At 42.7% G+C, this 22006-nt stretch carries 21 protein-coding genes; 14 read left to right on the top strand and 7 right to left on the bottom strand.

Translation table 11 applies throughout. The annotated features are described in order from the left end of the window. Positions 1-174 precede the first annotated feature (174 nt). The 3 genes from ACEYJ7_RS08100 to ACEYJ7_RS08090 all read left to right on the top strand — a co-directional run bounded on the left by ACEYJ7_RS08100 (position 175) and on the right by ACEYJ7_RS08090 (position 3325). On the top strand, positions 175-1971 hold the full coding sequence (locus ACEYJ7_RS08100; RefSeq protein ID WP_373778564.1) for a PTS ascorbate-specific subunit IIBC: 1797 nt from the start codon (positions 175-177) through the stop codon (positions 1969-1971). Positions 1972-2056: 85 nt separating this feature from the next. Then, complete coding sequence (locus ACEYJ7_RS08095) at positions 2057-2524, top strand: PTS sugar transporter subunit IIA (protein ID WP_373778563.1); 468 nt, start codon at positions 2057-2059, stop codon at positions 2522-2524. Between the two features lie 120 nt (positions 2525-2644). Then, a complete protein-coding gene (locus tag ACEYJ7_RS08090; RefSeq protein WP_373778562.1) occupies positions 2645-3325 on the top strand; it encodes a 3-keto-L-gulonate-6-phosphate decarboxylase UlaD in 681 nt (226 codons plus the stop codon). A gap of 68 nt (positions 3326-3393) precedes the next feature. Here ACEYJ7_RS08090 and ACEYJ7_RS08085 read toward each other — a convergent pair whose 3' ends face one another. Next, a complete protein-coding gene (locus ACEYJ7_RS08085) occupies positions 3394-4182 on the bottom strand; it encodes an IclR family transcriptional regulator (RefSeq protein ID WP_373778561.1) in 789 nt (262 codons plus the stop codon). Between the two features lie 250 nt (positions 4183-4432). On the opposite strand from ACEYJ7_RS08085, the gene yiaK reads away from it, so the two are divergent. The 10 genes from yiaK to ACEYJ7_RS08035 all read left to right on the top strand — a co-directional run bounded on the left by yiaK (position 4433) and on the right by ACEYJ7_RS08035 (position 15032). Continuing rightward, positions 4433-5431, top strand: coding sequence for a 3-dehydro-L-gulonate 2-dehydrogenase (yiaK, locus tag ACEYJ7_RS08080; RefSeq protein ID WP_373778560.1), 999 nt, complete (start codon positions 4433-4435; stop codon positions 5429-5431). A 51-nt stretch (positions 5432-5482) separates the two neighbouring features. Further along, positions 5483-5959, top strand: a complete 477-nt coding sequence (locus tag ACEYJ7_RS08075; protein WP_373778559.1) for a YhcH/YjgK/YiaL family protein — start codon at positions 5483-5485, stop codon at positions 5957-5959. Then, positions 5956-6438 (top strand): TRAP transporter small permease subunit, encoded by a 483-nt coding sequence (locus ACEYJ7_RS08070; RefSeq protein WP_373778558.1) that lies wholly within the window; start codon positions 5956-5958, stop codon positions 6436-6438. Before ACEYJ7_RS08075 ends, ACEYJ7_RS08070 begins: the two co-directional genes overlap by 4 nt. Beyond that, complete coding sequence (locus tag ACEYJ7_RS08065; protein ID WP_373778557.1) at positions 6435-7715, top strand: TRAP transporter large permease subunit; 1281 nt, start codon at positions 6435-6437, stop codon at positions 7713-7715. Before ACEYJ7_RS08070 ends, ACEYJ7_RS08065 begins: the two co-directional genes overlap by 4 nt. A gap of 14 nt (positions 7716-7729) precedes the next feature. After that, entirely contained in the window at positions 7730-8716 is a 987-nt protein-coding gene (locus ACEYJ7_RS08060) for a TRAP transporter substrate-binding protein (protein WP_373778556.1), read from the top strand. A gap of 136 nt (positions 8717-8852) precedes the next feature. After that, positions 8853-10361 carry a sugar ABC transporter ATP-binding protein gene (locus ACEYJ7_RS08055; protein WP_373778555.1) on the top strand — a complete coding sequence of 503 codons (1509 nt, stop codon included), beginning with the start codon at positions 8853-8855 and terminating at the stop codon, positions 10359-10361. Between the two features lie 44 nt (positions 10362-10405). Further along, positions 10406-11452, top strand: a complete 1047-nt coding sequence (locus tag ACEYJ7_RS08050) for an ABC transporter permease (RefSeq protein WP_373778554.1) — start codon at positions 10406-10408, stop codon at positions 11450-11452. A 21-nt stretch (positions 11453-11473) separates the two neighbouring features. Then, positions 11474-12580, top strand: coding sequence for a substrate-binding domain-containing protein (locus ACEYJ7_RS08045; protein ID WP_373778553.1), 1107 nt, complete (start codon positions 11474-11476; stop codon positions 12578-12580). 94 nt (positions 12581-12674) lie between these two features. After that, a complete protein-coding gene (locus tag ACEYJ7_RS08040) occupies positions 12675-13562 on the top strand; it encodes an SMP-30/gluconolactonase/LRE family protein (RefSeq protein WP_373778589.1) in 888 nt (295 codons plus the stop codon). A 9-nt stretch (positions 13563-13571) separates the two neighbouring features. Next, positions 13572-15032 (top strand): FGGY-family carbohydrate kinase, encoded by a 1461-nt coding sequence (locus ACEYJ7_RS08035; RefSeq protein WP_373778552.1) that lies wholly within the window; start codon positions 13572-13574, stop codon positions 15030-15032. 99 nt (positions 15033-15131) lie between these two features. Here ACEYJ7_RS08035 and napF read toward each other — a convergent pair whose 3' ends face one another. From napF to ACEYJ7_RS08010, 5 genes are read right to left on the bottom strand one after another with little or no spacing between them, the layout of a single operon-like run. After that, the gene (gene napF, locus ACEYJ7_RS08030; RefSeq protein ID WP_373778551.1) at positions 15132-15650 is read right to left on the bottom strand and encodes a ferredoxin-type protein NapF; all 519 of its coding nucleotides are present in this window, start codon (positions 15648-15650) and stop codon (positions 15132-15134) included. An 11-nt stretch (positions 15651-15661) separates the two neighbouring features. Continuing rightward, entirely contained in the window at positions 15662-16261 is a 600-nt protein-coding gene (gene dmsD / locus ACEYJ7_RS08025; RefSeq protein ID WP_373778550.1) for a Tat proofreading chaperone DmsD, read from the bottom strand. 23 nt (positions 16262-16284) lie between these two features. Further along, complete coding sequence (locus ACEYJ7_RS08020; RefSeq protein ID WP_373778549.1) at positions 16285-17121, bottom strand: dimethyl sulfoxide reductase anchor subunit family protein; 837 nt, start codon at positions 17119-17121, stop codon at positions 16285-16287. Between the two features lies 1 nt (position 17122). Continuing rightward, positions 17123-17740, bottom strand: coding sequence for a DMSO/selenate family reductase complex B subunit (locus tag ACEYJ7_RS08015; RefSeq protein WP_373778548.1), 618 nt, complete (start codon positions 17738-17740; stop codon positions 17123-17125). A 10-nt stretch (positions 17741-17750) separates the two neighbouring features. Then, positions 17751-20177 carry a DMSO/selenate family reductase complex A subunit gene (locus ACEYJ7_RS08010; RefSeq protein ID WP_373778547.1) on the bottom strand — a complete coding sequence of 809 codons (2427 nt, stop codon included), beginning with the start codon at positions 20175-20177 and terminating at the stop codon, positions 17751-17753. A 240-nt stretch (positions 20178-20417) separates the two neighbouring features. On the opposite strand from ACEYJ7_RS08010, the gene ACEYJ7_RS08005 reads away from it, so the two are divergent. Next, on the top strand, positions 20418-20969 hold the full coding sequence (locus tag ACEYJ7_RS08005) for an RBBP9/YdeN family alpha/beta hydrolase (RefSeq protein ID WP_373778546.1): 552 nt from the start codon (positions 20418-20420) through the stop codon (positions 20967-20969). A 50-nt stretch (positions 20970-21019) separates the two neighbouring features. Here the strand turns inward: ACEYJ7_RS08005 and prmA are convergent, their stop codons facing one another. Beyond that, entirely contained in the window at positions 21020-21901 is an 882-nt protein-coding gene (prmA, locus tag ACEYJ7_RS08000) for a 50S ribosomal protein L11 methyltransferase (RefSeq protein WP_373778545.1), read from the bottom strand. Between the last annotated feature and the right edge of the window lie 105 nt (positions 21902-22006).

Here is a 22006-nt window from a genome sequence, read left to right as displayed (position 1 = left end):
TTAAATTTTGTGATGTTGCTCACAAATTATCAAAAATAATCTTTTATAATCTTTGTTACCTGTTATCATTTTATCTGATAAATTCCTACCTATGCGGAATAACATCCTCAACTGCAATTTAGCTTGAGTTTCTGTTTCTATTCAAAATCACACAAACAAATAAGAGGTACTCTTATGGAAATGCTAACCGATATTTTAGTCTTTCTGAAAGATCAGGTGCTGAATAAAGCCCCGTTCTTACTCGGTATCGTAGCCTGTTTCGGCTATATTCTTTTGAAAAAAGATACTACTACGGTTGTTAAAGGTACAATCAAAACTATTGTTGGTTTCATGATCGTACAAGCAGGTTCCGGATTCTTAGTTACTAACTTCAAACCGGTTATCGACGGCTTAGCAAAATACCACAACCTAACCGGTGCGGTGATTGACCCCTACACCAGTATGCAAGCGACCATTCAAACTATGGCAGATAACTATGCGTGGGTAGGGTATGCGGTAATTGGTGCTCTCTTCTTAAATATTTTACTTGTAGTATTTAGAAAACTAACCGGTATCCGTACCATTATGCTGACGGGACACATTATGTTCCAACAAGCCGGTCTTGTAGCGGTGTTCTATATGATCATCGGCGCATCCATGTGGGAAACCATTATCTACACTTCCGTGTTAATGGCGCTCTACTGGGGTATTTCTTCTAACATTATGTATAAGCCGACCCAAGCGGTAACGGGCGGTGCAGGTTTCTCCATCGGTCACCAACAACAAATCGCGTCTTGGATTGCAGTAAAACTTGCACCGAAACTCGGGGATAAAAACGATTCGGTCGATCACATGAACTTACCGAAATGGTTACACATTTTCCACGACAGTATCTCTGCCACCGCGTTAGTGATGACCATCTTCTTCGGGATCATCTTACTTTCCTTTGGTTTGGATAATTTGCAACAAATGGCGGGCAAAACCCACTGGATTATGTATATCCTTGAAATGGGCTTGAAATTTGCCGTTGCGATTCAAATTATCGTCACCGGCGTACGTATGTTCGTCGCTGAACTTTCAGAAGCCTTCAAAGGGATTTCCGAACGCTTAATTCCGAACTCCGTACTTGCCATCGACTGTGCGGCAATCTATGCCTTTTCACCGAACGCCATGGTATTCGGTTTTATGTGGGGTGCTATCGGTCAGTTCGTTGCGGTCGGTATCTTATTAGGTTTTAACTCTCCGATTTTAATCATCCCGGGCTTTATCCCAATGTTCTTCTCTAACGCCACTATCGGCGTATTCGCCAACCAATTCGGTGGCTGGAAAGCGGTGATGAAGATCTGTTTCGTGATGGGTATCATCGAAGTATTAGGTTCCGCTTGGGTAATTCAAATGCTCGCAAGCCAAGGTACCACCTTCAACGGTTGGATGGGTATGGCGGACTGGGCGTTATTCTTCCCGCCAATCTTACAAGGTATTATCAGTGTACCGGGCTTCTTCTTCATCATTGTTGCGCTAGCGATGGTCTATATGTTCTTTGCCTCCCGTATCTTACGTGCCGAAGAAGCGGAAGCGGCGGCAAAAGGTTTAACTCTTGAACAATTAGACGGCTACGGTTTGGATGAAGTTGAAACCAATGAAGAAACAAAAGTAGAAGAAAAAGCAGAAGCAACGGTTGCTCAAAGCGGCGCTAAACCAGTACGCATCTTAGCGGTGTGTGGTTCTGGTCAAGGCTCATCAATGATGATGAAAATGAAAATTAAAGGTTACTTAGACAAGCGCGGAATTCCAAATATTATGGATTCTTGTGCAGTTACCGATTACAAAGGTAAGTTGAATGAAGTCGATATCATCGTTTCATCACAACATTTGGCCGGTGAAATCCAAGTTCCTGAAGGCAAAGCATTCCTTGGCGTAAAAAATATGTTAAACCCTAACTCATTCGGCGATGAATTAGTGGACTTAATCAACAAACATAACGCAAAATAGTTTCTTTAATGCTGGCGCGAGCATTTACTCGCGCCATTTTCACTGACGAGCTACATATACTCGTACTAGATATGAGAGGAAATTTATGTTCAAACAATCCTTAATCGACAATAAATCTATTCGCTTAAACCAATCTGCAGATAACTGGCAAGCAGCCATCAAAATTGCAATCGATCCATTGATTGAATCCGGAGCGGTAGAACCACGCTATTATGATACGATTATCAAGTGTATCAACGATATGGGACCTTACATCATTCTCGCACCGGGTTTGGCTATGCCGCATGCTCGTCCGGAAGACGGTGTAAAACGCACGGCATTTGCTCTAGTTACCCTAGAAAAACCGGTGATTTTTGATGGTGAAGATGAACCGGTTGACGTATTAGTCGCCCTTGCCGGTAGCGATTCTGATCAACATATGCAAGGCTTGATGGAAATCACTCAAGTGCTAGATGATCCGGACAGCGATACCGGCGTAAATTTAGACAAAATCCGCAATTGCAAAACGGCAGAAGATGTTTATGCCGTGATTGACGCGGCGTTGAATGGTTAAATTGTGTGTCCCTCTTTTTCAAAAAAGAGGGAAAATTTTCAAGCGGTTGTTTTTGCAAAATTTTATCCAAATCTCACCGCTTGTTTTACTCTATTTTTCATTTTCAAAAGGAATATATTTATGTCAAAACCATTACTCCAAATTGCACTCGACTCTTTAAGTCTTGAAAAAGCCGTTTCTGACGCAAAACAAGCAGAAAACCTCGTAGAAATTATCGAATGCGGTACGATTCTTGCTTTCGCAGAAGGCATGAAAGCCGTCTCAACGCTACGAGCCTTACACCCAAATCATATTATTGTATGTGATTTAAAAACTACTGACGGTGGCGCAATCTTAGCCAAAATGGCATTTGAAGCAGGGGCAGACTGGTTAACCGTTTCCGCCGCGGCTCACCCTGCCACCAAAGCTGCGTGCAAAAAAGTAGCGGATGACTTTAACGCCGCTCACCCGGAATTAAAAGTGAAAAAAGAGATTCAAATTGAAATCTACGGTAACTGGTCTGTTGAAAAAGACGCTAAAGAATGGGTAGATTTAGGCGTTAAACAAGCGATTTACCACCGCTCACGCGATGCCGAATTAGCCGGCAAAGGATGGACAAGTGAAGATGTAGAGTTAATGAAACAACTTTCTGCATTAGGTATCGAACTCTCGATTACCGGCGGTATCGTACCTGAAGATATTCATTTATTCAAAGAAATCCAAAATGCCAAAGCCTTTATCGCAGGTCGCGCATTAGTCGGCGAAAAAGGTAAAGCGACCGCTGAAGCCATCCGCGCAGAAATCAACAAATATTGGGCATAACCGCCACTATCCTCAATGATCAAGCGGTCACTTTCTGCAAATTTTTTGCAAAAAGTGACCGCTTGTTGTTACACGGCTTCCCAGCCTAATTCACGTGAGATAGCGTCTGCAGCAGAGCGGATTTCGGTCAAAATGGTTTGTTTTCCGATTTGTGCCAATTTGTGAGTCGATGCGGAAACTGAGATCGCATATTTCACTCTACCGTGATGATCGAACACTGGACAGGCAATACACATTACACCCAATTCATTTTCTTCTCTATCCATCGCAAATTGATCACGACGAATTTCCGCCAATTCCGTTTCCATTAAACCGATTTGTGTGACGGTATTGCACGTCAGCGGTTGAATCACTGCTTGATGAGATTGCCAATATTCCGCTAAATAAGAGAGGTTTTGCTCATAAGCCAGAAAAATTTTCCCCATTGCCGAGCAATAGAGGTGGAGGTGTTGACCGATATAAGCGCGGGTTCTCATCATTCCCGTGGTCGGTTCAAGCTTATAAATCATAATGGCGTGATCGTTTTCGCGTCTGGAAAAGTTCACCGTTTCGCCCAAAGTAAGATTTAAACGTTCTAAATGTGGCGCAGCAATGTTAATGATGTTCATTGAAGCAAGCGTTTTCTGCCCTAAGCTAAGGCATTTTGTCGTTAAGCGGTAGCTTCCCGAGGTGGTTGCTCCTTGAACGAAACCTTCGCTGTGCAACCCTTGTAGTAAACGATGTACGGTACTTTTATTCAACCCGGTAATTTCCGTTAACTTTGCCAATGGACAACCATTTGGGAAGTTACTTAATACATCCAGCAAGCGCAGCCCTCTGATTAAACTTTGATTGCCGCTGCTTTTTTCTTCCGCCATTGCGATTCTCCCTGCTCTATTACTTTTTAGTCTCAACAGTATAGCGAGTTCCGTACCATATTTCTAATTTCATATTATGAAATATTATTCCAACAAAATGAGATCTTGTTCACAAATCTAACAATTTACAAATAACATTTTGATTTTAAAGTGTTTTTATTTTTTGCCTTTTGTTGACATTAATTGCGCTTAGGCGTAATTTTGTGAAATATCATTTTACTATTTGAAACGCAAAACTAAGAGGTATCCGATGAAAGTTTCTTATGATGAATTAAAAGCCGAATTTAAACGAGTGCTACTTTCCCGTAATGTTCGTGAAGATATTGCCGAAGAGTGTGCAACAATGTTTGCCGATACGACTCAAGCAGGAGTTTACTCACATGGTGTAAACCGTTTCCCTCGTTTTATTCAACAATTAGAAAAGGGCGATATTGTGCCGGAAGCGGAACCAACCAAAGTGCTTTCATTAGGTGCAATCGAGCAATGGGATGCACACCAAGCTATCGGTAATTTAACCGCAAAAAAAATGATGGATCGAGCAATGGAAATTGCTGATCAATTCGGTATCGGTGTCGTCGCACTTAAAAATGCAAACCACTGGATGCGCGGTGGTGGTTACGGTTGGCAAGCTGCTGAAAAAGGTTATATCGGTATCTGTTGGACCAATGCGTTAGCCGTAATGCCGCCTTGGGGGGCAAAAGAGTGCCGTATCGGCACTAATCCATTGATTATTGCCGTGCCGAGTAACCCGATCACTATGGTTGATATGTCTTGCTCAATGTATTCCTATGGCATGTTGGAAGTTCATCGTTTGGCGGGTAAACAAACTTTTGTGGATGCCGGTTTTGACGATGACGGTAATCTTACTCGCGATCCGGGAACAGTCGAGCGCAATCGCCGCCTATTGCCGGCAGGATTTTGGAAAGGCTCCGGCTTATCTATCGTATTAGATATGATTGCCACTCTACTTTCTAATGGTTTATCGACTGCAGCCGTTACCGAAGATAAAGACGATGAATATTGTGTGTCACAAATTTTTATCGCCATTGAAGTCGATCGCTTAATTGATGGTAAAACGAAAGATGAAAAACTCAATCGTATTATGGACTACGTAAGAACTGCCGAACGTTCGGATCCGAATGTTGCAGTGCGTTTGCCGGGGCATGAATTTACTACAATTCTTGCTGATAACAAAGCAAACGGTATTCCGGTCGATGACACGGTTTGGACAAAATTGAAGTCATTATAACCAATCTACTTCCCTCTTAGTTTAAAGAGGGAAAACTTGATGAGGTGCTATATGTTTTTCGGACATATCAATAATTTCAATCCAAATGAATATCCAAAAGCTATTCAATTTGCTTTGGATTATTTAAAAAATACTGATTTCGATACATTGCAAACCGGGCGTTATCCATTAAAAGGCGATCTGATTTATGTGCAAGTATTAGACCTTGAAACTAAGCCGAAATCAGACATTTTACCTGAAGTACACCGCCGTTACTTAGATGTGCAGTACCTTCATTCCGGTTTGGAACGTATGGGCGTTGAACCTGATTTGGGGCAGAACCCGATTGCCAAAGAGTACGATCCTGAGCGTGATATTCAACACTATGCCATGATGCAAAATGAAGTCGAGCTCATTTTCAGACCGGGTAATTTTGCCGTGTTCTTCCCTGAAGATATTCACCGTCCGGCTTGTCAGGACGGCAGTAGATCTAGCCCGATTCGTAAAGTTGTAGTGAAAATAGCGATAAGTGAATTGGAGGAAAAATGAAATCTTTAGCAAAATTTGCAAGTAAGACATTAGAGGCTTTGGTCGTTGTTATCTTGGCCACAATGTCTTGCCTTGTGTTTTTAAACGTAGTGCTACGTTATGGATTCCATAGCAGCATTAATGTGACTGAAGAGGTTTCTCGGTATCTATTTGTTTGGCTCACCTTTCTAGGTGCGATCTTAGCCTTTGGCGATAATCAGCACGTCAGTGTATCAATGTTCACATCCCGCTTGTCTCCGAGCAAACGCAATATATTACAAATAGTGACTGACTCTCTCATGCTATTCTGCTGTTATTTAATCGTCAAAGGTGGCTGGATTCAGTTTCAACTCAATATCAATAACCTTGCACCGATTTCCGAAATTCCGACGGGCATTACTTTCCTTGCCAGTGTTGTTGCCGGCATAGCGATTGCAGGGCTTATTGTAGTACGCATGGTTTCTACCATTGGTATTATTGCGAAAGGAGAAAGCAAATGACAGTGATAATCTTCCTTTCCGCTCTGCTTGGTTCAATTATTCTAGGCATTCCGGTTGCATTTTCTCTACTGTTGTGCGGCATAGCGCTAATGCTGCATCTTGATCTGTTTGATGCACAGATTCTTGCACAACAAATCGTCAGTGGTGCGGACAGTTTCTCATTAATGGCGATTCCGTTCTTTATCCTCGCCGGTGAAATTATGAATGAAGGTGGGTTGTCTAAACGTATTATCGATTTACCGATGAAGTTAGTCGGACATAAACGCGGCGGTTTAGGTTTTGTTGCCATTATTGCCGCCATGATTATGGCAAGCCTGTCCGGCTCTGCTGTCGCAGATACCGCCGCCGTTGCAGCGATGCTGCTACCGATGATGAAAACCACCGGATATCCGGTAGATAAATCTGCGGGGTTGATCGGCACTGCCGGAATTATTGCACCGATTATTCCACCGTCTATTCCGTTTATTATTTTTGGTGTAGCGAGCGGTGTTTCGATTACCAAGCTTTTCTTAGCCGGTATTTTTCCCGGTATTATGATGGGGATTTGTTTAGCGGTACTCTGGTGGTGGCAAGCCAAACGTTTGGATTTGATCACATTCTCCAAAGCAACTAAAGAAGAACTCTGTATTTCATTTAAAAACAGTATCTGGGCTTTAATGTTGCCGGTGATCATTATTGGTGGTTTCCGTACTGGTATTTTTACACCTACTGAGGCCGGTGCGGTAGCGGCATTTTATGCGTTATTTGTTTCGCTGTTTATTTATCGTGAGCTAAAACTCAAACAGCTTTACAACGTGATTTTGGCCGCAGGTAAAACGACTGCTGTAGTGATGTTTTTAGTTGCGGCTGCAAACGTAACCGGTTGGTTAATTACCGTTGCCGAATTACCGCAAATGATGACTGAACTGCTTGAGCCGTTAATCGATTCGCCGACCATGTTATTAATTGTCATTATGATCGCTGTCTTTATCATCGGTATGGTCATGGACTTAACCCCAACGGTATTAATTCTTACCCCAGTATTAATGCCGTTAGTTGAAGAAGCGGGTATCGACCCGGTTTATTTCGGTGTATTGTTTATTCTTAATACGTCAATCGGCTTAATTACTCCGCCGGTCGGTAATGTTCTGAATGTTATTACCGGAATATCCAAACTACCGTTCGACCAAGCGGCCAAAGGTGTATTCCCTTATATGTTAATGATGGTGGCGTTACTCTTCGCCTTCGTCTTCTTCCCTCAACTGATTTTAGCCCCACTTTCGTGGATGCAACCTTAATCAAAGGAGATCTTATGAAACTTTTCAACCTTAAAACTTTAGCAGTATTAGTCGCAGGTATGGCTGTATTTACCGGTAATGCCAATGCGGAAACAACATTACGTTTCGGTTATGAAGCTCCACGCAGTGATACTCAACACGCTGCAGCAAAAAAATTTAATGACTTACTAAAAGATAAAACCAAAGGCGAAATTAAATTAAGCCTGTTCCCGGATAGCACTCTTGGCAACGCACAAACGATGATCAGTGCTGTGCGTGGTGGAACTATCGATCTCGAAATGTCCGGTTCTCCAAACTTTACCGGTTTGGAGCCGAAATTAAACGTCATTGATATTCCGTTCATCTTCAAAGATCGTGAACACGCTTATGCAGTACTAGACGGTGAAATCGGACAAAGTTTATTGAAAGACTTAGAAGCGCAAGGCTTAAAAGGTTTAGCATTCTGGGAAGTCGGTTTCCGTGCATTCTCAAACTCTAAACATCCGGTAAACGGTCCGAATGATATCAAAGGGTTAAAAGTACGTACTAACCAAAACCCGATGTATATCCAAGCGTTCACATTATTAGGCGCAAACCCTGTACCAATGCCGTTATCCGAACTCTATACCGCACTTGAAACCAGAGCGGTAGACGCACAAGAGCATCCGATTGGTATCTTCTGGTCTGCGAAATTATTTGAAGTACAAAAACACCTTAGCTTAACGAATCATGGTTATACCCCGTTAATCGTAGTCATGAATAAAGCAAAATTCGACAGTTTAACGCCGGAATTACAACAAGCGGTTTTAGAATCTGCCAAAGAAGCAGGGGCTTACCAACGCCAGCTTAACGTAGAAACCGAAAAAGACATTTTGGAAAAACTACAAAAAGCAGGCGTTCAAGTGATAGAAAAAGTGGATAACCAACCGTTTAAAGCCATTATCGAAAAAGATGTTCGTAAATCATTTATCGATAAAAACGGCAGTGAACTTGTGGATAAAATTGACGCATTATCGAAATAATGTGATTTACAAGCGGTTAGATTCGCACATTTTTTTGCAAATTTAACCGCTTAAATTATATTTAGAATCTGTTTATTTTTTGTTAACCAAACAAAGATAAACAGATTCTACTATTCTCACCCAAAAAGGAGGAGAAATGGAAAGCAAACAGCCGATTTTAAGTTTACAGCACATCATTAAACGCTTTGGCGGAAATATCGCCGTAAATGATGTGAGCCTAGATATTTACTCCGGTGAAATTGTGGCACTGCTTGGTGAAAACGGTGCCGGTAAATCGACACTCATTAAAATTTTGGCAGGTATTTACAATCGAGATGCCGGCGAAATTTTTTTTCACCAACAACCTATTCAATCCGCCATTTCATTAGAAAAGGGCAGTAAAAAGCCGATTGCATTTATCCACCAAGATCTTGGATTAATCGAATGGATGACGATTGCCGAAAACATGGCATTTGTAATGGGATTTCCCCGCCGCTTCGGTTTAATTGATTGGAAAAAAATCAATGAACAAGCCCAAAAAGCCCTCGATTTTGTCGGCATTCAACTTTCCGCCGAAACACGGGTTTTCGATTTAAGCCGTACTGAAAAAGCGTTGTTAGCGATTGCTCGCGCCATTGCTATCAATGCAGAAATTTTAGTACTGGACGAACCCACCGCCTCACTACCGGCAAGTGATGTCGAACATTTATTTACCGTACTCAACCGCTTGCGTGATCAGGGTGTCGGAATGATTTATGTCACCCACCGTTTAGATGAAGTTATTGCCATTTCAGACCGTATTTTGGTTATGCGCGATGGATTCCCTGTTGCGGAAGGAGCAACCAAAGAGTATGACGTTAAAGGATTGGTCAAAGCGATTGTCGGTGAAGAGAGTCGTGGCAGGCAGCGTGTTGCCTTACCGCAAGGTAGCGATGAAATACTCAAATTGGACAATGTTGTCGTCGGTGATACCGGTCCGGTTTCCTTTACTTTACACAAAGGCGAAATGCTCGCTTTAGCAGGTCTACGCGGTGCAGGGCAGGAAGAAATCGGTAGATTACTGTTCGGTTTGAGAACCTTAGATAACGGGCAGATTGAATTAGAACAAAAACCGTATCTTGCCGATTCACCGCAAGAAGCAATTCACAAAGGCATTGCATTAGTCGCCGGCGATCGTACGCGTGAAAGCCTTGTGATGACGATGACCACCAGTGAGAATTTGTTTATCAATCCGGTGCTAAGCGGTCACTCACCACTTAAAAATTACAGCAAACGTAGCGAATGGGCAGAAAGCTGGTTTAAGTTTCAATTATTCGATATCCGACCGAAAAATCTATTTATCGATGTCAGCGCATTATCCGGCGGAAACCAACAAAAAATTGTGGTAGCGCGTTGGATGCACCTAAATACCCCGATTCTGATTTTAGAAGATCCAACCGCCGGGGTGGATGTCGGTGCCAGAGCGGAAATTTACGACTTATTAAACAAAGCCCTCGGTGAAGGTGTGGCAATTATCGTCATTTCCACCGATTTTGAAGAAATCGCTCATCTATGTAATCGAGCCTTAGTATTTAACCGCGGAGATATCGCAGGGGAACTACGCAATGAAGAGGTGTCATTCGCCAATTTATTAGCCCTTGCGTCAGACAGTCAATCCAAACAATAAATTTAGCCTTACGCTCAGAGCAAATTCAAACACAGGAGTAATTTATGGCTCAAACAAATATTAAATCGACTGCCTTGGAACAACCGGTTTCCATTGCGCGCGATGGTTTTATGGCGTGGTTTTCGCAGATGTTGACCCGCTACGGCTTATTATGGCTTTGTGTGTTATTGGTGATTGTATTTTCACTCACTACAGACTCCTTTGCCTCCATGCTGACGCTTAATGCAATCTTGGAGAGCAAGTCCAAAATCGCACTGCTCGCATTAGCTGCGACCACGACAATGATTGTCGGTAAAATCGACTTAAATGTAGGCTTCGGTATTGTACTTTGGCACATTCTTGTCATTACGTTACAGGTACAATACGGCTTTTCGTGGCAGATGGCGATCCTCATCGTATTAGTGATTGCCGCACTTTACGGTTTATTGAACGGAATTTTAGTGGCATTAGCCGATATCGATAGCTTTGTAGCAACCTTAGGTTCCGGTACTGTGTTATATGCGGTGGCATTATGGCACTCCGGCGGTCGACAAATCGTCGGTGATTTACCTGACGGTTTTATCGCGCTGAACAGCACTGAAATCTTTGGTATTCCGATCTCTGCTTTTTATGTATTAGGTGTAGCGATTGTCATGTGGCTCATTACCGAACATACACCTACTGGACGCTGTATGTATGCCGTAGGCGGCAACCCGACAGCTGCACGCCTAAACGGAATTAACATCAAAAAATATACTATCGTGCCGTTTGTGGTGTCCAGTGTGATTACAGCCTTCACCGGCGTGCTTATCTCCGCTCAACAAGGCGTTGGTCAAGCAAGCGTCGGAATGGACTACTTATTACCAGCCTTAGTCGGAGCCTTCTTAGGCAGTACAACCATCCGTCCGGGACGCATTAACGTATGGGGAACCGTCGTCGGTATCGCTATTCTGGCTATCGGAATTTCAGGTATTCAACAATTTGGTGGAGCGTTCTGGGTTGAACCTTTATTTAATGGTGCAACACTCTTACTCTCAATCACTATCGCAGGCTATGCTCAACGTAAACGCCTGTTAAATCAAAAAGCTGTACAGAAAAAAGCAACCCACTAACCTTTTCAAGAGGAACACATTATGAAACGTTATTTTCGCCGCACCTTAACCGCAATCGCTACTTTAGTCGCAGTTTCTCTGTCTGCCAATGCGTTTGCTAACGATCCGTTTGTGGCTGAAGCAAAGCAACAAGTTGCTGCGGCAACAGCAAAACACAATAAGTGGGACGGTCCGACAACAGGTCCGCAACTGCAGCAGAACAAAACAGTCATATTCATTGCGTCTGATATGAAAAACGGTGGTGTATTGGGCGTTATCGATGGTATGAAGGAAGCGGTACAAGTAACCGGTTGGAAATTGGACGTATTAGATGGTGCCGGCACGGTCAACAATCAACTTGCTGCGCTAAACCAAGCGATTGCTCGTAAACCGGATGCGATCGTTATCGGTGGTTGGAATCCGAACGTTGCCCGTATTCCGTTACAAAAAGCCGTGCAAAACAACATTGCTTTGCTTGCTTGGCACGCCACACCTGAACCGGGTCCAATCGACAAATACAAGATTTTCTACAACGTGACTTCCGACTCAGACGAAATCGCTAAACTTTCCGCAATGTTAGCGATTGCAGAATCCGACGGTAAAGCGAAAGTGGTGATCTTAACCGACTCACTCTATGAAATCGCATTACGTAAAGCAAATGTGATGAAAGAGACCATCGAAAAATGTAAAGAATGCGAAGTCCTTGAATTTATCGACACTCCGCTTGCAGACACCTCAAGCCGTATGCCGAATCTCACCTTCAGCTTATTACAAAAATATGGTGACAACTTACAATATGCGTTAGCGATCAACGACTTGTATTTCGACTTTATGGCGCCTTCATTACGTTCGGCAAATAAAGATCGTCCATACAACATCTCAGCGGGCGACGGATCGGTTACCGCTTACCAACGTATCCGCAACGGAGACAAACAGTTTGCCACCGTGCCTGAACCGCTTAATTTACACGGCTGGCAGTTAGTGGACGAATTAAACCGCGCCTTTGCTAACGAAAAACCGTCCGGCTATGTGACTCCGGCACACCTTGTCACCAAAGAAAATATCGCTTTTGACGGAGGTGAAAGCAATCTTTATGACCCTCAAAACGGTTATAAAGAGGCTTATAAAGCAATCTGGGGCATAAAATAACCCCTTAACAAGCGGTCTGTTTTCGCTAATTTTTTGCAAAAACGGACCGCTTGTACTCGTTGCAAACACTCTTTTAATGATGAGATCTTATTATATGGATAATATTAAAATCGAAATCTATGATGAACGTTTCCATCAACTTGTCGGAACACAATTTACTTTAGAAGAACTATTCGGCGACGCTATTTGGGCGGAAGGACCGGCTTGGGTCGCTCAACAACAAGCGCTTTTTTTCAGCGACGTAAAAGGTAACACCATGTATCGCTGGACGGAAGCAAACGGAACCCATTTTTACCGTGCGCCGTCATTTTTTTCAAACGGCAACAGTGTTGATACGAACGGTAATCTCATTACGTGTGAACACGGCAGCCGCGGAATAAGCTTAACTGATGCACAAGGAAACCGCCGTCTGTTGATCGACCGAATCGACGGAAAACGTCTCAACTCACCGAACGATGTAGTGGTGAAATCCGACGGAACAATTTGGTTTACCGACCCGCCATACGGCATTTTAAGCGATGCGGAAGGAAGCAAAGCACCGAGTGAAGTCATCGGCTGTTATGTCTATCGCTTCGACCCGAAAAGCGGAAAAATCAACATCGCTACATTTAACACCATGCGTCCGAACGGGCTTGCTTTTTCACCCGACGAATCACAACTGTTCGTTGCCGATATGTCGGTAGTGGAATTTGATGAAGACGGCTTACACCATTTAGTTGTGTTTGATGTGGACGGTAAATATCTGAAAAACCGCCGAACCGTCGCGGCAATCAACCCCGGCATTCCTGATGGTTTTCGTATTGATCCGCAAGGCGTGATCTACTGTAGCTGCGGAAATGGTATCATGATTCTGCTCGCTGACGGCACTCAACTCGGTCGCTTCGTCCTAGGCAAAAAAACCTCAAACTGTACTTTTGGTAACGATAATAAAACCCTGTTTATTACCGCCACTAACAGTTTATATCGGTTAACTATCAAATAAGGAAACAACGTGAATTACTACCTCGGCATTGATTGCGGCGGTACTTTTATCAAAGCCGCACTATTTGATGAAAAAGGCAATATAAACGCTGTCGTGCGTGAAAATGTGTCGGTAATCAGCGAACAAGCCGGTTACGCTGAACGGGATATGGCACAACTTTGGCAAGTCTGTGCTTCAGTAATTAAACAAACTCTCAATAAAAGCGGCGTAAACCCGACAGCTGTAAAAGCGGTCGGTATTTCCGCTCAAGGCAAAGGCGTATTTTTACTCGACAAAAAAAACAAGCCGTTAGGCAGAGCCATTCTCTCTTCCGACCAACGTTCCCTTGACATTGTTAAACGGTGGCAAGCGCAAGGAATTCCGGAAAAACTCTACCCGATTACCCGCCAAACGTTATGGACAGGGCATCCGGTTTCTATTTTACGTTGGATAAAAGAAAATGAACCGGAACGCTATGCCCAAATCGGTGCAGTGCTGATGTCTCACGACTATTTACGCTTCTGTTTGACCGGGCAACTGCATTGTGAAGAAACCAACATTTCCGAATCAAACCTCTACAATATGGCACAAGGGAAATATGATCCTGCGCTTGCCGAATTACTTGATTTGCAAGAAATCCTCGAAAAGTTACCGCTTGTTATTCAACCCAATCAAGTCGCAGGCTATGTTACCGAACACGCAGAGGCGTTGAGTGGCTTGGTCGCCGGAACGCCTGTTGTCGGCGGGTTGTTCGATGTAGTTTCTACAGCACTCTGTGCCGGTTTAGACGATGAAACCAAGCTGAACGCCGTACTTGGTACTTGGTCTGTCGTCAGCGGTATCACAAATTATCTCGACCCGAACCAAAAACTACCGTTCGTTTACGGAAAATATGCTGAAGCGGGGAAATATATCGTACACGAGGCAAGCCCGACTTCCGCCGGTAATTTGGAATGGTTCGTTAAGCAGTGGAGTCATCTCAGTTATGACGATATCAATCAAGGCATTGCCCAGCTCCCGCCTGCCGCAAGTTCGGTATTGTTTGTTCCATTCCTCTACGGTTCTAACGCCGGTTTAGGAATGCAGGCAGGTTTCTACGGAATGCAGGCACACCACACTCAAATGCACTTATTACAGGCGATTTATGAAGGAGTGTTGTTCAGCTTAATGCACCATTTAAACCGTATGCTACAACGCTTTCCGCACACCAAAGTACTACGTATTACCGGCGGACCGGCAAAATCGGCGGTATGGATGCAGATGCTGGCGGATTTAACCGCGATGGAATTAGAAATCCCCGCGGTGGAAGAAACCGGCTGCCTAGGTGCAGCATTAATGGCAATGCAAGGTGTCGGAGCGGATACATCCAAGGTAGAAAGCCTAAACGGTAGAATGCAATGTTTTAAGCCGAATCCGACAAATTTCGCCGCATACCAACAAAAATATCAGCGTTATCAGCAATTGGTTGAGGCGTTAAAAGTCTTCATTTAGCAGGATTTTCACTGCAACAGCGGTTGATTTTAACGCTTTTCGGTATAGTAGAAAGATTAAGTCTGCTATACCGAATTTTATATAAAAAATCGTTGTATATTAAAGAATAAGTGCGATCCCATCAACAAAACAACTAATCTTGCATGCTCCGCAACCATTACATTTTTCATTATCAATGTCTAATTCCGGCGAAATGGCTTGTTGCGAACAACTTTGTTGGCAAACATCACAGTACTGTCCCTTATTTTGTAAGCAGTTTTGGTTAAACTGAGGTCGCATTTCAGTATCCGCCTTAAACGCATCATTGAGTGCATTTATAGAGCAACTTTCGGCACACTTAGCACAAAAATTACAAGCGGAAAAATCAATCTGTAATGTTGCAAGGCCTTGTTGTAACTGGATTAATCCGTATGGACAAGCATTAACACAATTTCCGCACCCATTGCAGATACTCACAAAAAGATGTTCAGCACAAGCAAAAGGAGGGCGGGCAACTCGACGAATATCCGTTACAGAGATACTTTTATGTGAGCCACCTAACAATCCGCGAAACAATCCTCTTCTTGAAATAGTGTTCATTGATAAATAGGCTTGATAATACTGCTCATTTTTTACCATATATCACACCATTAACGATAAAATTGGACTCGGGGAATTTCTAATAACAGCCACTCTTGCCATTTTTGCAAAATTTGTTGTGTGAGTTCACTCAGTGCTTGGTAAAACGGCTGTTCCGTTTGTTCCGAAAGTAGTTGTAAATAACGAGAAGACCAAATCAAAAAATGTTGGCTTAGATACTCATTTAGTAGCTCGGGTTTATTTTCTGCAAGATATGCAGACAACATGAGCATCAAACCGAAATGATCTTCGGCTTCACGTTTCTCAGCCAACGAAAATTCAATACGATGTTTCCGTAAGAAAGATCTTAATTCCAAATAAGAACACCCAAAAATAACAGATTCCGGATCAAGATAAACCGATCCCCAAGGTGGGGCAAACAATGTATTTGGTCCAATAAACAACGTTTGATATTGCTCGGATAAATCTTTCTGCTCAGTAAGTCGTGTTGCTACTATAGGAGACATCACTACATCAAGTTGCTCATACCAATCCTGTTGTTTAAACAAAGCTAAAACAGCTTTTACCTGTGGAGTTGTCGGTTCGTAATAAAATAATGTACCAAGCAAACGCCCTGTGATGGAAATCCACTGTTGTACTTCAGTCTGCATAATACTCCTATTTTAACAATAATTTATCCAGCAACCGTCATTCCTGCTGTCATATGTAGCCCATAGAAAAGAGTACGACCGATGAGTTCTGCTCCTATAACAAAAATTACCGCTATACTTAATAATGCAATCTTTTGGCTACGGAGCAGAATCACTGCGGCAATACCTAATGCCGATAAGCGTAGTGCCATTAAAGGGGCATAATCCGGAACTAAAGCCGAAGCTTGTTGTACTGATGAAGATATCAGTACCAAGCTGCTACCTTGATAAGTAATGACAACTGCAATCAAAATAACTCCGACAAGATAGACGTAAGGTACCCACTTCAGGCAATACTCTTTGTAAGTATTTGGTTGTAATAGGATATAACCTAGTACTGTTCCTCCAACGACAACAGTTAAATAAAATGCCCAGGAGGTTAAAGAGGTATACCACGTTGGTACAGTGCTGATTTGATAGACATTTGCCATCATATACATAAAGACTAAGCCAACAAGGGATGTAACCACCAACCAAAATTTGCCTAAGGCTTGTGGCATTTTGTTTAAAATGGCAAGTAGCCAGTAACAACCAGCTAGAGCAAAGAACAATGCACCACTGGCAATTTCATTACTTAGCATTGAGCTACCAACACGATTAAGTGAATTAAAGGCTCTTAGCGGTGATCCTAAGTGCATAATGGAAGCAATAAAACCGATACCGAGCAACGCTAATACCACAAACATTGCTTTATGCACATATTGACGGCTTTTGCCACTTTCAGCCTGACATAGTACGAAGGTAAAAAGTAGAAATGCACCAACAACACTTTGTGCGAACACGGTAAATAGAATCAGTGGAAGTTCGTGTAGTCCGTTCATCTTACACCTCTCTTGGATTAGCTAAGAAACCGCTGGTATCGCCACTTGGTTTCGCATTTTTGTTTGGTTTAACCACTAAATTCGGTTGGGTTAAATCTGCGGATGGTAGTGGTGCGATAGAAGCTTGATTGCCATATTTTTGACGTAATTCGTCAATCGGAGCGAAGTCTAAGGCACGTAACGGGCAAGCATCGACACAAATCGGTTTATCGTTTCCTTTCACTCGTGAATAACAACCGTCGCATTTGGTCATATGCCCTTTCTGTGCATCATATTGTGGTGCATCGTAAGGACACGCCATACTACAATAACGGCAACCGATACAGGTTTTTTCATCAACCACGACAAAGCCATCGGCATTTTTATGCATTGCACCTGTCGGGCAAACCTTAACACACGCAGGATCATCACAGTGATTGCAAGAGATGGACATATAGTAACTAAATACATTTTGTTCCCAGCAACCGCCCGCTTGAGCAGTCCAAGTACCACCGGTATATTCATAAATACGGCGGAAATTCACGTCAGTCCCGAGATCTTTGTAATCTTTACAGGCAAGTTCACAGGTTTTACAACCAGTGCAACGGTCTGAGTCAAAATAAAAGCCAAATTGTTTCATTATTCACTCCTTACATTCTCTCGATCTGAACTAAATTAGAATGTTGCGGGTTGCCTTTTGCCAAAGGTGATGGGCGTTGTGTTGTTAAAACGTTGATACAACCTGCGTGATCTACTTTGTTATTATCAGGGGCATGCCAAGCGCCTTCTCCTAACGCAACGACTCCCGGTATAATACGTGGGGTCACTTTCGCATGAATACGCACTTCACCGCGCTCATTAAAGATACGAATCATGTCACCGTTTTTAATACCTCGTGGATCGGCATCAATCGGGTTGATCCAGACTTCTTGTGGATTTGCTGCTTTTAAGACATCAACATTACCGTAAGTTGAGTGAGTACGTGCTTTGTAGTGGAAACCGGTGAGCTGTAATGGGAATTTTTCCATTAACGGATCGCCGAAGTGCTCAAAGCTGTCCACGTGAATTGGAAGCGGGTGGATTACTTCATCTTTTTGCAATGTCCATTCTTTTGCAATATCTGCAAGACGTGAAGAGTAAATTTCAATTTTGCCCGATGGAGTGCTTAGTGGATTTTTCTCTGGGTCTTCACGGAAATCTTTATAAGCGACATAGAAGCCATCCGGGTCTAATTTTTTGAAAATACCTTGTTTTCTGAATTCCTCAAATGTCGGTAATTCCGGGATATTTTGGCGAGATTGTTCATAGAGATGACGTAACCACTCTTCCTGTGTGCGACCTTCGGTAAATTGGGCTTTTACACCTAATTTATCTGCCAAATCAGACATCATCGTATAAATGTTGCGACATTCAAATGAAGGCTCAATCACCTGATCAGCAAAAATCACATAGTCCATATTGGCAATATATGCATCAAGGGCAAAATCCATTTGTTCGGAAGCGGTACAGTCTGGCAATAAAATATCGCTATATTTTGCTGTTGAAGTCATGTGGTTGTCGATGGTGACAATCAGTTCACATTGCTCTTCATTTTGTAGAATATCGTGAGTGCGATTAATATCGGCATGTTGGTTAATTAAACAGTTACCGGCATAGTTCCAAATCACTTTAATCGGCGCAGTGAGTTTTTCCACACCTCGAATACCGTCTGTTTTAGCGGTCATTTCATGAGCACGGAAAATAGCGTCAGTCCATAAGAACATCGGAATACTTGCTTTAACTGGATTTTCAAGGGTTGGCATACGTACAAACGGCATACCGTAAGCACTTTCTCGTGCGCCTGTATTACCACCATGGATACCTACATTACCGGTTAAAATCGGTAACATTGCAATGGCACGGGAAATCAATTCACCGTTACTGCGACGTTGAGGTCCCCAACCTTGAGAAATAAAGGCCGGTTTGGTTCCTCCGATTTCACGAGCCAGTTTTATAATTCTAGCTTCCGGAATTCCAGTAATTTTGGCTGCCCAAGCAGGTGTTTTAGCGATGCCATCATCTCCTTGGCCTAAAATATACGCCTTATAATGACCATTACTTGGTGCACCTTCAGGTAACGTTTTTTCATCATAGCCGACACAATATTTATCTAAAAATGGTTGATCGACTAAATTCTCTGTAATCATCACATAAGCAAGTGCCGAACAGAGTGCGGCATCGGTTCCCGGACGAATTGGAATCCATTCGTCTTCACGACCAACACCTGTATCGGTATAACGTGGATCAATAATAATCAGTTTTGCATTCGATTTTTCTCTCGCTTGCTCGATACAATAGGTTAAACCGCCGCCGCTCATACGGGTTTCTGCAGGATTATTACCGAATAGCACCACTAATTTACTGTTCTCAATATCTGCCATACCGTTACCCAGAGCCCAGCCTCCGCCATAGGTATAATCCAAACCGACTGCAATTTGGGCAGTACTGTAGTCGCCATAGTGATTGAGATAGCCACCTATACAATTCATTAGACGAGCAACTAATGTTGCCCCAGGAGGCCAAGAACGTGTCATTGTGCCACCAAGCGTACCTGTACCATAATTGAGATAAATGCTTTCGTTACCGTATGTTGTAATATTCTTTTGTAACGATTCAGCTATTTCTGTTAATGCTTCATCCCAAGTAATACGTTTAAATTTACCTTCACCTCGTTTACCAACGCGTTTCATCGGATATTTCAATCGATCCGGATTATAAACCCGACGGCGCATGGAACGACCTCGTAAACAGGCACGTACCTGATGATCTAAGTTATACACATCTGTACCGGTATTATCCGTTTCAACATACGTGATTTTGTTATCTTTAACATGCATTCTTAACGGACAGCGGCTACCACAGTTAACCGTGCAAGCACTCCATACGATTTTTTCATCATCTACGGTATGAGTTTGGGCAGGACTTGCCATTGCATTAAACGGCAAGGAAAGATCTGCGGCAATTGCCGCAGCACCTACAGAAGCACCTTTTAAAAAAGTTCTTCTATTGACGGTAGGATTAAAACTTGGCTTATCCATATATTTCCCCCACATCGGATTAACATAAAACAATTGTTAAAAGTTAATCATTTACCTGCTTATAAAATAATGAAATAGATCAAATTTATATAGATCAATTAATATAAAACAACAAAATATGATTAATATCAATGAGTTGAGCAATTAAGAATCATTCTTGGTCGACTATAAATTTTTTAGATTTTTGCAAATTTATGGCAAAATCTCACCGCTTGTATTTTGATAAAGAAAGGGGATTTTATGGCTCAAGTTTATATTGTTCACGGTTATGGTGCGGCTCCGGAGAAACATTGGTTTCCGTGGTTAGAAAACGAATTGGCAAAAATCGGTATTGTTTGTCAGCGCTTAGCCATGCCGGAATCAGGCAATCCCAGTGTAGAAAAATGGCTGCAACATTTAGAGAAACACCTGATTGTTAACGAGCAGACAGTGATTGTTGCACATAGCCTCGGTTGTATTGCAACACTTAACTTTCTCGCCAAAAATTTTGAAAAACCGGCGGGAGCCGTTTTTGTCTCGGGGTTTTATCAGCCGTTAGAAACACTTCCCGAGTTAAGTACATTTTCTAACCTTTATGCCGTTCAACCACCGTTAATGCCGTTTAAATCTTATGTTGTAGCCTCATTGGACGATAGTGTTGTGCCACATAAATATAGTGACGCTTTAGCGCAACATTTAAAATCGGACTATATTCGTTTACCGCAAGGCGGACATTTTCTTGATATTGAAGGGATGACGGAATTTCCGTTGGTGTTAGAATTAGTGAAAAAACTATTACATAAACCGTACTGATATCAATATCTCAAAAAGAAAGGGGAAACCGTCGTTTCCCCCCTTGTCGCTTAGTATTTCACGCCGGTGATACGACACCATTCTTCTTTTTCCTTGACCGGTTCAAGCTGAAATGCGCTTTCGTAGGCTTCACATACGGATGCGGCTTGTGTAGCAAGAATCCCCGATAAGCCCAGATCTCCTTGCGGCTTCACCAGTGTAATAATTTGCGAAGCCAATTCTTTAAGCGGACCGGCAAGAATATTTGCAACAACGATATCGGCAGTCAAATCTTTTGGTTGATCTTTTGCTAAAAACAGTTGTAAACGATCCGACACGCCATTCGCTTCCGCATTATTTTTGCTAGCTAAAATTGCCTGTGGATCAATATCAATACCGATAGCTTGTTTGGCACCCAATTTTAGTGCGGCAATCGCCAAAATCCCCGACCCGCAGCCGAAGTCGATCACAGTTTTCCCTTCTAAATTTAAACCGTCCAGCCATTCGAGGCAGAGTGCCGTTGTCGGATGCGTACCGGTACCGAATGCCAAACCCGGATCTAACATCACGTTTACGGCGTTAGGATCCGGCACTTCGCGCCAACTCGGGCAAATCCATAAACGTTTACCGAATCGCATCGGATGGAAATTATCCATCCATTCCCGTTCCCAATCTTTATCTTCAATCTGCTCGATTTTATGTGCAAAATCTTCCGCCACTAATTTACTGGTTACGAGTGCTTCCACAATGATTTTCATGTCCGTTTCCGCATCGAACAGCGCCACCACATCGGTATTTCCCCAAAGACGGGTTTCACCCGGAAGCGGTTCAAAAATCGGGGTGTCTTGGCTGTCCATAAACGTGACCGATACCGCTCCGATCTCTTCTAAAAAATCACTGATTGATTCTGCTTGTCTATCCGTACTATTTAAACGAATTTGTACCCATGCCATAATATTTCCTCAATAACAATTACTTACATTACATTTAATTATTTTGCATTATATGAGTTGTTTTATTTATCTTTTTAATTTAAATTCATTTCGCCTGCTTAAAAG

It is taken from the genome of Glaesserella sp., assembly GCF_041814905.1.
In the GTDB taxonomy this organism is placed as follows: domain Bacteria; phylum Pseudomonadota; class Gammaproteobacteria; order Enterobacterales; family Pasteurellaceae; genus Glaesserella.
This window is presented reverse-complemented; position numbering and strand designations above follow the sequence as displayed.